At 29.8% G+C, this 12475-nt stretch carries 14 protein-coding genes; 5 read left to right on the forward strand and 9 right to left on the reverse strand.

What is annotated here, in order from left to right:
- Positions 1–44: 44 nt before the first annotated feature.
- From cysS to rpsD, 5 genes are read left to right on the forward strand one after another with little or no spacing between them, the layout of a single operon-like run.
- The gene (gene cysS, locus ACTTAX_RS00745; RefSeq protein ID WP_440692153.1) at positions 45–1400 is read left to right on the forward strand and encodes a cysteine--tRNA ligase; all 1356 of its coding nucleotides are present in this window, start codon (positions 45–47) and stop codon (positions 1398–1400) included.
- Positions 1397–2998 carry a citramalate synthase gene (gene cimA / locus ACTTAX_RS00750; RefSeq protein WP_440692155.1) on the forward strand — a complete coding sequence of 534 codons (1602 nt, stop codon included), beginning with the start codon at positions 1397–1399 and terminating at the stop codon, positions 2996–2998. Before cysS ends, cimA begins: the two co-directional genes overlap by 4 nt.
- A 2-nt stretch (positions 2999–3000) precedes the next feature.
- Positions 3001–3864: an urea carboxylase-associated family protein gene (locus ACTTAX_RS00755; RefSeq protein ID WP_440692157.1), complete on the forward strand. Its 864-nt coding sequence runs from the start codon at positions 3001–3003 to the stop codon at positions 3862–3864.
- Positions 3864–4577, forward strand: a complete 714-nt coding sequence (locus ACTTAX_RS00760) for an RNA methyltransferase (RefSeq protein ID WP_440692158.1) — start codon at positions 3864–3866, stop codon at positions 4575–4577. Before ACTTAX_RS00755 ends, ACTTAX_RS00760 begins: the two co-directional genes overlap by 1 nt.
- 40 nt (positions 4578–4617) lie before the next feature.
- The gene (gene rpsD / locus ACTTAX_RS00765; protein ID WP_440678165.1) at positions 4618–5235 is read left to right on the forward strand and encodes a 30S ribosomal protein S4; all 618 of its coding nucleotides are present in this window, start codon (positions 4618–4620) and stop codon (positions 5233–5235) included.
- 9 nt (positions 5236–5244) lie between these two features.
- Here rpsD and grxD read toward each other — a convergent pair whose 3' ends face one another.
- The 9 genes from grxD to sfsA are packed head-to-tail and all read right to left on the reverse strand — an operon-like array spanning position 5245 to position 12464.
- Positions 5245–5577 carry a Grx4 family monothiol glutaredoxin gene (gene grxD / locus ACTTAX_RS00770; protein WP_440692160.1) on the reverse strand — a complete coding sequence of 111 codons (333 nt, stop codon included), beginning with the start codon at positions 5575–5577 and terminating at the stop codon, positions 5245–5247.
- Positions 5577–5807: a BolA/IbaG family iron-sulfur metabolism protein gene (locus ACTTAX_RS00775; protein WP_262589071.1), complete on the reverse strand. Its 231-nt coding sequence runs from the start codon at positions 5805–5807 to the stop codon at positions 5577–5579. The genes grxD and ACTTAX_RS00775 overlap by 1 nt, the downstream gene beginning before the upstream one ends.
- Positions 5807–7999 carry a phosphoribosylformylglycinamidine synthase subunit PurL gene (purL, locus tag ACTTAX_RS00780; RefSeq protein ID WP_440692161.1) on the reverse strand — a complete coding sequence of 731 codons (2193 nt, stop codon included), beginning with the start codon at positions 7997–7999 and terminating at the stop codon, positions 5807–5809. The genes ACTTAX_RS00775 and purL overlap by 1 nt, the downstream gene beginning before the upstream one ends.
- Positions 7996–8679: a phosphoribosylformylglycinamidine synthase I gene (gene purQ, locus ACTTAX_RS00785; protein WP_440692163.1), complete on the reverse strand. Its 684-nt coding sequence runs from the start codon at positions 8677–8679 to the stop codon at positions 7996–7998. The genes purL and purQ overlap by 4 nt, the downstream gene beginning before the upstream one ends.
- A gap of 3 nt (positions 8680–8682) precedes the next feature.
- Positions 8683–8925, reverse strand: a complete 243-nt coding sequence (gene purS / locus ACTTAX_RS00790) for a phosphoribosylformylglycinamidine synthase subunit PurS (RefSeq protein WP_440692165.1) — start codon at positions 8923–8925, stop codon at positions 8683–8685.
- Positions 8922–9707 carry a phosphoribosylaminoimidazolesuccinocarboxamide synthase gene (gene purC, locus ACTTAX_RS00795; protein ID WP_440692167.1) on the reverse strand — a complete coding sequence of 262 codons (786 nt, stop codon included), beginning with the start codon at positions 9705–9707 and terminating at the stop codon, positions 8922–8924. Before purC ends, purS begins: the two co-directional genes overlap by 4 nt.
- Positions 9707–10999, reverse strand: a complete 1293-nt coding sequence (gene purB, locus ACTTAX_RS00800) for an adenylosuccinate lyase (protein WP_440692169.1) — start codon at positions 10997–10999, stop codon at positions 9707–9709. The genes purC and purB overlap by 1 nt, the downstream gene beginning before the upstream one ends.
- A 3-nt stretch (positions 11000–11002) precedes the next feature.
- On the reverse strand, positions 11003–11773 hold the full coding sequence (gene map, locus ACTTAX_RS00805) for a type I methionyl aminopeptidase (protein ID WP_440692171.1): 771 nt from the start codon (positions 11771–11773) through the stop codon (positions 11003–11005).
- Positions 11766–12464 carry a DNA/RNA nuclease SfsA gene (sfsA, locus tag ACTTAX_RS00810; protein WP_440692173.1) on the reverse strand — a complete coding sequence of 233 codons (699 nt, stop codon included), beginning with the start codon at positions 12462–12464 and terminating at the stop codon, positions 11766–11768. The genes map and sfsA overlap by 8 nt, the downstream gene beginning before the upstream one ends.
- Positions 12465–12475 lie beyond the last annotated feature (11 nt).

The raw sequence follows: 12475 nt of genomic DNA on the forward strand, positions 1-12475 counted from the left end.
CAAATAGATTCACAAATCTATAATTTAAGTATATTTCTAAAATTATGAGTAACGATATTTTTTTAACAAACAATCTTACAAACAAAAAAGAAAAATTTGTTCCAATAGATGAACAAAATATAAGAATGTATGTTTGTGGACCAACAGTTTATGATGATCCTCATATTGGCAATGCTAGACCAATAGTTGTTTTTGATATGCTTTATAAAATTTTTAAAAAAAAATATTTAAAAGTTACTTATGTTAGAAATATTACAGATGTAGATGATAAAATTATTAAATCTTCAAAAGAAAATAATATTTCAATTTCAGAGCTAACAAATAAAGTAACTGAAAGTTTTGGTGAAGATTGTAATTATTTAAATTGTGAAACACCAACTCATCAACCTAAAGCAACTGAAAATATTGATTTGATGATTGAAATGGTTTCTGAATTAATAAAAAAAGGTTTTGCTTATGAAAATAACAACCATGTTTATTTTGAGGTTAAAAAGTTTAATGATTATGGTCAGCTATCAAACAAAAAACTAGAAGACTTAATTGCAGGATCAAGGATTGAAATAAGTGAAAATAAAAAAAATTCAGAAGATTTTGTTTTATGGAAGCCATCAGCAAGTGATGAACCTTCTTGGGATTCTCCATGGGGAAAAGGAAGACCTGGATGGCATTTAGAATGTTCAGCAATGTCAAAAAAATTTTTAGGAGATGAGTTTGATGTTCATGGAGGTGGTATTGATTTAATATTCCCTCATCATGAAAATGAGATAGCGCAATCAAGATGTGCTAATGATACAAAGGTATTTGCAAATTTTTGGTTGCACAATGCATTTATTACTATGTCTAATGAAAAGATGGCAAAATCTCAAGGTAACATTTTAAAAATAAAAGATTTTAGAAATAAGATAAGTGGCCAGGTTTTAAGATTAGCTTTAATGAGTGCGCATTATAAACAACCATTAGATTGGAATGATAAACTTTTAGAAGATTGTCAAAATACTATTAACAAATGGTACAATGTTTATGTAGATAGTAAAAATAATGCAGATATCTCGGATGAAATTCTTCAACCTCTGTATGATGATTTAAACACACCAGGTTACATAGCAAATTTACACAAATTATATGAAAAAGCACTAAAAGGTAATGACAATGATAAAGCTGTATTTGTTTCTGCTTGTCAGTTCGTAGGACTTTTAAACCAAAATAAAGATGAGTGGTTAAGCTTCAAAATGAGCAAAGCTTCTATTTCAGAAAAAGAAATTTTACAGAAAATTGAAGAAAGAAACAAAGCTAGAGAGAACAAAAATTATGAGGAAGCTGACAAAATTAGAAATGAGCTTTTAGACAAAGGTGTTTTAATAGAAGATAAAGATGGTAAAACGACTTGGAAATTTAAATGAGTAAAGAACAACTTTATATTTTTGATACAACATTACGTGATGGTGCACAGACGCAAGGTGTTGATTTTTCCATTGATGATAAGAAGAAAATTTCATCAGCATTAGATATGTTGGGAGTTGATTATGTAGAAGGAGGTTGGCCAGGCGCTAATCCAACAGATACAGAATTTTTTAATAAAGATCATAATTTTAAATCAGCTAAATTAACAGCATTTGGCATGACAAAAAAATCAGAACATAGTGCTGAAAATGATCCAATGTTATCATCATTAATTAATTCAAAAAGCTCAGCAGTTTGTTTATTTGGAAAATCATGGGATTTCCAAGTTAAAGTTGCCTTAGGAATTACTAATGAACAAAATTTAACCAACATAAGTGAAAGTACCAAGCATATTGTTAAATCAGGTAAAGAATTTATGTTTGATGCAGAGCATTTCTTTGATGGTTATAAATCTAATCCAGAGTATGCATTGTCATGTTTGAAAGCAGCTTATGATAATGGAGCTAGATGGATTGTATTGTGTGATACTAACGGCGGAACACTTCCACATGAAATTTCTAAAATTGTAACTGAAGTAAGCAAACATATTCCTGGAAATAACTTAGGAATACACGCTCATAATGATACTGAAAATGCAGTAGCAAATAGTCTTGCTGCAGTTCAAGCAGGAGCAAGACAAGTTCAAGGAACTATAAATGGATTAGGAGAAAGATGTGGTAATGCAAATTTAATGTCTTTAATACCTTCATTTTTTTTGAAGAAAGATTTTTCAGACAAATTTGAACTTAGTATTAAAAGAGAAAATTTGAAAAATTTAACTCAATGCTCAAGATTGCTAGATGAAATATTAAATAGAAAACCTAATAAACATTTGCCTTATGTTGGTGCCTCAGCTTTTTCACATAAAGGTGGTATGCATGTATCTGCAGTTCAAAAAGATCCAAAAACTTATGAGCACATTAATCCTGAAGAGGTTGGAAATTCTAGAAATATCGTAGTTTCAGATCAATCAGGACAATCAAATATAATGTCCAGATTAAATTCAATTGGGATTAATGTTCAGAAAAGTGATCCAAAAATAAAAAAACTTTTAGATGAAGTAAAAGATAGAGAGTTCATTGGTTATAGTTACGATGGTGCTGACGCGTCTTTTGAATTATTAGCTAGAAGACTAATGGGTGAAATACCAAGATATATTTCAATCAATGAATACGATGTTTCTGTAAAGAAAGATAAAACTGGAGAGATTATATCATATGCTAAAGCTCAATTAGAAGTGGACGGAGACAAAATTTTATGTGAAGGGCAAGGAAATGGACCTGTTAATGCTTTAGATAATGCAATTAGAAAGAATGTAAATAAGCTTGCCAAATATTCTGAATATCTGAAAGACTTAAGACTTGTCGATTATAAAGTTAGAATTTTAAATACAGGTACAGAAGCAGTTACAAGAGTTAGTATTGAAAGCACAGATGCAAAAGGAGTGAACTGGTTCACAATTGGAGTATCACCTAACATAATTGATGCTTCATTTAAGGCTTTAGTGGATAGTTTAGATTATAAATTATTTAAGGATAAAGCGCCTGGAAGTTTATAAAAATGAAAATTAAAAAATTTTCAGAAAAACCAACAGATATCGATAGTAGAATAGGGGCAAAGCCTATCGTTTGTTATCCAAATACCACTATTGAAGATAAAAATTTAAGTATTTTACATTCTGCAAGAGAGCATTTGGTTAAAAAAGATGAAGTAATCATACCTCCAAGAGACGCAAAAACATTTGAGGTTAAATTTGGGGAGTTTTTCAGAATTGAAAGTGTAGATGGCCCACAAGTTGGAGATCTAAATTTATTTAATTTAAATAATCTAGAGGAAAAATTTTATTCAGGAAAAACAAGAGCTTTATATGGAACGCATCTTTCTATTGGAGACAAAATGTTTAGTAGTTTTCCATATCTAAGGTCTTTGGCTACAATAACTTGGGATACTTTGGATTGGTATGATTATGATAAAGACGGTGGTTCTGTTCATGATGTAATTGGAACCAGATGTGACCCTTATACCTCAAAGCTTTTGAGTGACAATGATTACCATTATTGTTGCCATTCAAATTTAACTAGAGCATTAGTTAAAGACAAAAATGTTGAGTTGGATTATGCAGAAAAAATAGTTCATGATGTTTTAAATGTATTTATGCTAACTGGTTTTACTAATGATACCAAACAATACTTCATGAAAGCTAGTCCAGTTAGACCAGGGGATTATTTAGAGTTTTTTGCTGAAACAGATTTGTTGGGCGCTCTTTCAGCTTGTCCTGGAGGAGATTGTGGATCTGAACACTCTTCTGATGTTGCAAAATGTTATCCATTAAAAGTTTCTATTTGGTCTGTAGATCCCAAGTATTTAACAGACATCAAACCATCTGTTGTCTCTAGTTATAACAGAAATCATGGCATTGATTAATGTCAGTTAATAATATTTCTTTCATTTTACATAAGCCTCAGCTTTCAGAAAACATTGGTGCTTGTGCAAGAGGAATGAAAAATTTCAATTTTCAGAAATTAGTTGTTGTTGATCCTAAACCAATATTTCCTAATGATAAAATTTTAGCAACTTCTGTTGGTGCTAAGAATATTATTAATAAAGCAAAGAGTTATGAAAATTTAGAAAGGTCTTTAAAGAATATTGATATTGTTATTGCAACATCAGCGAGATTTAGAAACAAAAATATAAAACACATTCAATTAGAAGATTTAAAAAAAATTAATTATAAAAAAAAGATAGCTTTCCTATTTGGATCAGAAGCATCAGGTTTATCTAATAATGAGGTTAGTTATGCCAATTATACCCTCCAAATTCCAACAAATCCTGATTTTAAGTCATTAAACCTTTCTCATAGTCTCATAATTATTGCTCAATATGTATCAAGTATTCTTAATTCAAAAGTGTCCTCTTTTAATAAGTCAAATAAAGTAAAATCTGCCTCTAAAAAAGAGATTGTTGCTATGGCTAACTTATGTATCCAGAATCTAGAAGAGATTAATTTCTTCAAATCAAAAGAGAAGAAGCCAATAATGCTTGAAAACTTAAGAAATATCTTTTACCGAATGGAATTATCAACTAAAGAAACGCGTATTTTATCTGGTGTATTTGCAAGTTTAGGCAAAAAACGTTGATTGACAAAAGTAAGAGTAAGTTTATAAAGCCCACTATTAAATGACAAAAAGATTAAACTCTAAACATAAAGTAGACAGAAGATTAAAGGTTAACCTATGGGGTAGACCAAAAAGTCCTTTTAATACTAGAGCTTATGGACCTGGTCAGCATGGTCAAACAAAAACATCTAAGCCATCAGATTATGGAATTCAGTTACAAGCTAAACAAAAATTAAAAGCTTACTATGGAAATATTAATGAAAAACAGTTCAGAAATATTTACAAAAAAGCTGTTATGCTCAAAGGAGACACTGGAGAAAATTTAATTGGTCTTTTAGAGAGAAGATTGGATGCGGTTATCTATAGAGCAAAATTTGCAACTACTATTTTCTCAGCTAGACAATTAATTAACCACGGTCATGTAAGAGTAAATGGCAAGAAAGTTAATATTGGAAGCTATTTAGTAAAAGAAGAGGATACAATTGAAATTAGAGATAAATCTAAACAATTAGCAATCATTGATATCGCTCTAGCAAATAAAGAAAGAGAAACACCAGAATATATCCAAATGGATGAGAAAAATAAAAAATTAAAATTTGTAAGAATTCCTAAATTTGAAGAAGTTCCTTATCCTGTAATAATGGAACCCAATCTTGTAATTGAATATTACTCTAGATAACTTCTAGATTTAATTTTTAAAATTAATACCTTTATCCTCAAGAACTTTTTTAAGTTCTCCATTTTCGTACATTTCTTTTACGATATCACATCCACCAACAAATTCTTTTTTAATATACAATTGAGGAATTGTTGGCCAATCACTGTAAATTTTAATACCTTCTCTGATGTTTTGATCTTCTAAAACATTTACTCCTTTAAAATTTACTTCAAGAATTTTTAAAATGTTTGAAACAGCCATTGAAAAACCACACTGTGGAGCATCTGGAGTTCCTTTCATAAACAAACAAACATCATTGTTGTCTATATGATTTTGAATTATATTTTTTGTATTATCGTCCATTATTGCTCCTTTGTTTTAATTGCTAGGGCATGTAATTCATTTCCCATACGTCCTTTTAGAGAATTATATACCATTTTATGTTGTTCAATTTTACTTTTTCCTGAAAACTGAGAAGAAGTCACAGTCGCTGAATAATGATTTCCATCACCTGCTAAATCTTGAATTTCTACGACAGCATCAGGCATTGCTTCTTTAATTAAACTTTCAATTTCTTTTAAATCCATTGCCATTAGTTACTCATATAATCTGTAAGCCACTTTGTATTTGAACTTGTTAATTCGTCAATTGTAACTTTTGTCTTATCATCAAAATATAGTTCATTTTCACTGATTGTACCAAGTTCGTCAAAATGAACAGCATTTTTATTCAATATATCTGTGACTTTTTTTAAATCTTTTTTACTAACCTCAATAATGTAACGCCCTTGATCTTCACCAAAGAAATATTCTAATTCATTGATTAAATATTTTGGTTTATTTAAGTTTATTCCTTTTTTACCTTTGATGCACATTTTAGCTACCGCTGTAATAATTCCACCTAAAGAAACATCATGAGCACTTTTGATTAGATTACTTTCGATAAGTTTCAACAAAGTTTCTCCATTATTTTTCTCATTAAATAAATTTATTTCAGGAGGAGGACCATTTTTTTCATCTAATATATTTCTTGCAAATAAAGTTTGATCTAAATGTCCCTCTGTTTTTCCAATAACTAAAACCACATTATCAATCTCTTTAAAATCCATAGTGATCATTTTATTATAATCCTTTATCAAACCTACACCTCCAATAGCAGGAGTTGGCTTTATACCTTCATCTTTAGTTTGATTGTAAAAAGAAACATTTCCTGAAACTACTGGGAATTTTAAATATTCACTTGCTTCACCAATTCCTTGAACACATTCAACAAACTCACCCATATTCTCCTCATTTTCAGGGCTTCCAAAATTTAAGCAATTAGTAATAGCAATAGGTTTTGCTCCAACAGCAATTAAATTTCTAAAACTCTCACAAACAACTTGTTTACCACCGGTAAGAGGGTGGGCCCAACAATAAACAGCAGAACTGTCTACTGATGCAGCTATAGCTTTATTTGTTCCATGCACTCTCACAACTCCAGCATCTCCACCTGGTTTTTGAATAGTATCCCCCATAACTGTATGATCATACTGTTGCCAAATCCATTCTTTGCTACATATATTTGGATTTGCTAAAATTTTTTTTAGAACATCTACAATTTTGAAATTTTTTAAATCTTCTTTTTTAATTTTATTCTTTTTAGGTAGCTTTGCTTTTTTCCATTTACGGTCATACATCGGTGAATTTTCGACTAATGTATTTACAGGGATGTCTGCTACCTTTTCATTATCAAAGTAAAGTTGTATTTTTTTTGAATTAGTAGTTTTGCCAATAACTGCAAAATCTAAATTCCATTTATCAAATATTTTTTTTGCTTGTTTTTCTTTGCCATTTTCTAGAACAATCAACATTCTTTCTTGGCTTTCTGAGAGCATAATTTCGTAGGGTGTCATCTTAGCTTCTCTACAAGGAACTTTGTTAAGATTTATTTCAATTCCAAGATTTCCTTTTGAGGCCATTTCAATACTTGACGAGGTTAATCCAGCAGCCCCCATATCTTGTATAGCTATAATTGAGTCTCCAGCCATTAATTCCAAACAAGCTTCAAGTAGAAGTTTTTCAGTAAATGGATCTCCAACTTGAACAGTGGGTTTCTTTTCTTCTATTTTGTCATCAAAACTTGCTGAAGCCATACTTGCTCCATGGATCCCATCTCTACCTGTTTTTGAACCAACATAAATAACAGGCTTATTTAAACCAGCTGCTTTTGAGTAAAAAATCTTATCTTTTTTAACCAACCCAAGTGTCATTGCATTAACCAAGATATTTCCATTATATGAACTATCAAAACTAGTTTGTCCTGCAACTGTTGGAACACCCATGCAATTTCCATATCCTCCAATTCCATGAACCACACCTCTTAAAAGATTTTTTGTCTTTTTGTTTTGAGGCGAGCCAAAATGAATAGAGTTTAAGTTTGCAATAGGTCTAGCGCCCATTGTAAATACATCTCTCATAATCCCACCAACACCTGTTGCTGCTCCTTGATAGGGCTCAATAAAAGATGGGTGGTTATGGCTTTCAATTTTAAAAACAATGGCATCATTATCTTCAATATCAATAACACCAGCGTTTTCTCCAGGACCTTGAATAACTTTTCTTCCTTTTGTTGGAAGTTTTTTCAAATGAAGTCTGGATGATTTATAAGAGCAATGCTCATTCCACATTGCAGAAAAAATACCAAGTTCAGTAATATTTGGTGTTCTTTTTAATAATTCACAAATTTTAGCATATTCATCTTTCTTCAAGCCATGATCAATAGCCACTTGTTCGTTTACTATCATTTTAAATTATTAATTAAATTATTAAAAAAAATTGATCCATCTTCTCCCGATAAACAATTATCAATCATTCTTTCAGGATGAGGCATCATACCTAAAACATTTTTTTCTTTATTAAATATTCCAGCAATATTTTTAATTGAACCATTTGGATTGAATTGCTCTTCTATTTTTCCATTTTCATCACAATAATTTATTGCAACTTGTTCATTATCTTCAATTTCTTTTAATTGATCTTTTGTACAAAAATAATTTCCTTCATTGTGAGCAATATGAAATTCTAAAACATCATTATTGATATTATTAAAATAATTATTTTTTTTGTTATTAACTTTTACGAATACATTTTTGCAAATAAATTCTAGATATTTATTTCTCAATAACACACCGGGAACTAGTCCAGTTTCAACTAATATTTGAAATCCATTACAAATTCCCATTACCATACCACCAGAATTAGCAAAATTAATGACTGACTTCATGATTTTTGATTTAGATGCCATACTCCCACATCTTAAATAGTCACCATATGAAAATCCCCCTGGTAATACAATTAAATCACTTTTTGGAAGCTCAGCATCATCATGCCAAACCATTTTATTCTTAAATCCAAATTTTTTTAGAGCGACATCCATATCTCTATCGCAATTGGATCCTGGAAAAGTAATGACAGATGATTTCATTAATTACTTTAGATCAATAATTTTATAGTTTTCAATTACAAGATTGGCTAAAAGTTTTTTACACATTTCTTCAACTTTATCTTTAGCTTTTTTTGGATCATTTTCTTTTGTATCAATTTCAAAATATTTACCTTGTCTAACTTCATTCACACCATCAAAGCCCATGCCATCTAAAGTTTGATGAATAACTTTACCTTGTGGATCAAGCACATCTTTTTTTAAAGTGATTACTACTGAGATTTTCATTTTTTCTTTCTCTTAACAGATGATAATTTTGTTACATTCACGGCACTCACATTGGATTGTTCATGTAAAATACCCAATCTTTTAGCAACTTCTGTGTAAGCTGGTATTAAATCACCTAAATCTTTTCTAAATCTGTCTTTATCAAGTTTTTTATCAGTAATACTGTCCCAAAGTCTGCATGTATCTGGGCTAATTTCATCTGCTAGTATTATTTCTTGCTTTCCATTAGATTTTAACCTTCCAAATTCTAGTTTGAAATCAATCAATTTAATTCCAACTCCTCTAAACATTCCAATCATAAAGTCATTAATTCTTAGTATCATTTTTTTGACTTTATCAATTTCGTTTTTGCTAGCCCAATCGAAAGCTATTATGTGCTCTTCTGCAATTAGAGGGTCACCTAATTTGTCATCTTTTAAGCAGTATTCAATTAATGGTTCTTTTAAAACAGTCCCATCCTCAATACCTAATCTTTTAGTTATAGATCCTGTTGCAACATTTCTAACAATAAATTCAATCGGAATTATCTCAACTAGTTTTATTATTTGTTCACGCATATTTAATCTTTTTACTAAATGATTTTTAATTCCTATTTGAGATAAATTTGAAAGAATATGTTCAGATATTCTATTATTTAAAACACCTTTTCCTTCAATCGTAGTTTTCTTTTGATTATTGAATGCTGTTGCATCGTCCTTAAAATATTGAATAACTAAATTTTTATCATTTGTTGCATAAATGATTTTTGCTTTACCTTCGTATAGTTTTTTTCCTTTTTTCATTATTTAAAAACTCTTCTAAAGATCAAATTCACATTTTTAAAGTGTTTTGCGTAACTAAATATTGATTTAAGCTTTTTCGTTGTAATTTTGGTCATAATAAACTTATCATTAGATATCACATCAAATAAGTTTAGGTTTTCAGCAAAGCATTTTTTTGCATACGATTGAACAATCCTGTAAGATTTTTCTCTACTTAAACCAGATTTAGTTAATTCTAGCATAACTTCTTGAGAGAAAATTAGCCCTTTTGTTATATTCAAGTTTTCTAACATTTTTTTAGGATAAACAATCATATTGTCTAAAATATTTGTTAATCTAACCAATGCAAAGTCTGTTGTAATATTTGCATCAGGACCAATGTTTCTTTCAACACTTGAGTGTGAAATGTCTCTTTCATGCCATAGCGCTATATTTTCTAGAGCTGGTATCACAGCACTTCTAACCATTCTAGCTAAACCAGTTAAGTTTTCACTTAAAATTGGATTTTTCTTATGAGGCATCGCAGACGATCCTTTTTGTTTTTTTGAAAAGTACTCTTGTAATTCATAAACCTCTGTTCTTTGCAAATGTCTTATCTCAATTGCAACTCTCTCAATTGAACCTGCGATAATACCTAAAACTGTAAAATAAAATGCATGTCGATCTCTTGGAATAACTTGGGTTGAAATTGGCTCAACTTTTAAACCTAGTTTTTTAGCAACATGCTTTTCTACATTTGGACTTATATTTGCAAAAGTTCCAACTGCTCCTGATATTGCACAGGTTGATACCTCATCTATTGCATCTTTAAGTCTTTTTCTGTTTCTCTTAAATTCCTCATAAAAAGAAGCTAATTTTAATCCAAAAGTAACTGGTTCAGCATGAATTCCATGACTTCTGCCCATACATGGAGTCATTTTATATTTTTTTGCCTGCTTCTTAAGTACTTTTAAAATTTGATCGATATCTTTAAGAATTATTTTTCCAGATTGAACTAATTGAATATTAAAACTGGTATCAAGGACATCTGATGAAGTCATACCTTGATGTAAATATCTTGCTTTAATTCCTGCTTTTTCTGTAACAGAGGATAGAAAAGCTATAACATCATGTTTAACTTCAGATTCAATTTTATGTATTCTATTTACATTGATAACTGCTTTTTTTCTAACAATTGAAGCTACTCCTCTTGGTATTTGACCAAGTTTTTCCATAGCCTCAGCAGCCGCAACTTCTACATCTAGCCAAATTTTATATTTATTTTCCTCTGACCAAATATCAGTTAATTCTTTTCGAGAGTATCTTTTAATCATTAATTATAAGTATGGAGGCTTTAAATAACCTTTAGCAGATTCTGTAAAGATTTCATAACCATTTTCAGTAATTCCTAACGTATGTTCAAATTGAGCTGATAAAGATTTATCTTTTGTAACAGCAGTCCAACCATCATTTAACATTTTAACATCATATTTACCTGAATTTATCATAGGCTCTATTGTAAAAGTCATTCCAGGTTTTAACTCTGGTCCTGAGTTTTTACTTCCATAATGTAAAATGTTTGGTGGTTCATGAAATGTTGTACTTATACCGTGACCACAAAAATCTCTAACAACAGAGTATCCTTTTTCTTCAACAAATGATTGAATTTCGTGACCAATATCACCTAATTTAATTCCTGGTTTTAAAATTTTAATTGCTCTCATCATGGACTCGTAAGTAGCATCTATTAGATTGTTTAATTTAATTGGTGTTTTACCAATGCAAAACATTCTACTGGTATCACCATAATGCTCATCTACAATTGCAGTAACATCAACATTTACCGCATCACCATCTCTTAAAACTCTATCTGAAGGAATTCCATGACATACAACATGATTTAATGAAGTACATAAAGATTTCGTAAAACCTCTATAGTAAAGTGGAGCAGAATGTCCTCCGTTATCTCTTATAAATTCATACCCCAATTTATCTATATAATCTGTTGAGACACCTTCTTTAATGTTTTCAGTTAACATATCAAGTGTCCTTGCTGCTAAATCACCAGCAACTCTCATTTTTTCAAATTTTTCTTTATAATCACTCATCTAAAATTTTAAGTTTTTTATCTATAATAATTTTTTTTGAACTTATATCACATCTATAAGCAAGAAAATTTACCCCAGCTTTTTTAGCTTTTTTATAATTTTCATAATATTCTTCATCGATATCTTTAGCTATTTTAAAATATTTCATATTTTGAATTTGAACTAAAAATATCAGATAACCACTATAACCTTTATTTATGGCATCAATAAGAGTTAATAAATGCTTAGATCCTCTTGAAGTAATGGCATCTGGAAACTCAGCAGTTTCTTTATCTCTAAATAAGGTAACGTTCTTGACTTCTACAAAGCTTTTTTTATTTTTTTTTTCTAGTAAAAAATCAAATCTAGTTTCCTTATTAAAGAATACCTCTGGTTTTATTTTATCGTTATTTTTTAATTCTTTGATCAAATTATTTTCGATTGCATGATTTACTATCTTGTTAGCCATATGAGTATTGACACCTACTAAATTTTTTCTTGATTTAATTATTTCAAGTCCAAACTTTAGTTTTCTCTTAGGGTCATTATTTGGTAGTAAATAAACTTTATTACCTTCATCTAATAAACCTTTCATAGAACCCGTGTTAGGACAATGAGCTGTGACAATTTCTTTACCAAGTTTTATGTCGGTAAAAAACCTTTTGTAACGTTTGATTAGTTTGCCTTTTACTAAAGACTTGGTAAATTCCATTAGTAAATTAT

It is taken from the genome of Candidatus Pelagibacter sp. HIMB1695, from assembly GCF_052047655.1.
Classification (GTDB): Bacteria; Pseudomonadota; Alphaproteobacteria; order Pelagibacterales; family Pelagibacteraceae; genus Pelagibacter.

Excerpts from the sequence above, each read along its gene's own strand:
- purS (WP_440692165.1), bottom strand. The coding sequence starts at position 8,925 with ATGAAAATCTCAGTAGTAATCACTTTAAAAAAAGATGTGCTTGATCCA.
- purL (WP_440692161.1), bottom strand. The coding sequence starts at position 7,999 with ATGATAGTAAACGAACAAGTGGCTATTGATCATGGCTTGAAGAAAGAT.
- grxD (WP_440692160.1), bottom strand. The coding sequence starts at position 5,577 with ATGGACGATAATACAAAAAATATAATTCAAAATCATATAGACAACAAT.
- ACTTAX_RS00755 (WP_440692157.1), top strand. The coding sequence starts at position 3,001 with ATGAAAATTAAAAAATTTTCAGAAAAACCAACAGATATCGATAGTAGA.
- rpsD (WP_440678165.1), top strand. The coding sequence starts at position 4,618 with ATGACAAAAAGATTAAACTCTAAACATAAAGTAGACAGAAGATTAAAG.
- ACTTAX_RS00775 (WP_262589071.1), bottom strand. The coding sequence starts at position 5,807 with ATGGCAATGGATTTAAAAGAAATTGAAAGTTTAATTAAAGAAGCAATG.
- cimA (WP_440692155.1), top strand. The coding sequence starts at position 1,397 with ATGAGTAAAGAACAACTTTATATTTTTGATACAACATTACGTGATGGT.
- ACTTAX_RS00760 (WP_440692158.1), top strand. The coding sequence starts at position 3,864 with ATGTCAGTTAATAATATTTCTTTCATTTTACATAAGCCTCAGCTTTCA.
- purB (WP_440692169.1), bottom strand. The coding sequence starts at position 10,999 with ATGATTAAAAGATACTCTCGAAAAGAATTAACTGATATTTGGTCAGAG.
- purC (WP_440692167.1), bottom strand. The coding sequence starts at position 9,707 with ATGAAAAAAGGAAAAAAACTATACGAAGGTAAAGCAAAAATCATTTAT.
- cysS (WP_440692153.1), top strand. The coding sequence starts at position 45 with ATGAGTAACGATATTTTTTTAACAAACAATCTTACAAACAAAAAAGAA.
- map (WP_440692171.1), bottom strand. The coding sequence starts at position 11,773 with ATGAGTGATTATAAAGAAAAATTTGAAAAAATGAGAGTTGCTGGTGAT.
- sfsA (WP_440692173.1), bottom strand. The coding sequence starts at position 12,464 with ATGGAATTTACCAAGTCTTTAGTAAAAGGCAAACTAATCAAACGTTAC.
- purQ (WP_440692163.1), bottom strand. The coding sequence starts at position 8,679 with ATGAAATCATCTGTCATTACTTTTCCAGGATCCAATTGCGATAGAGAT.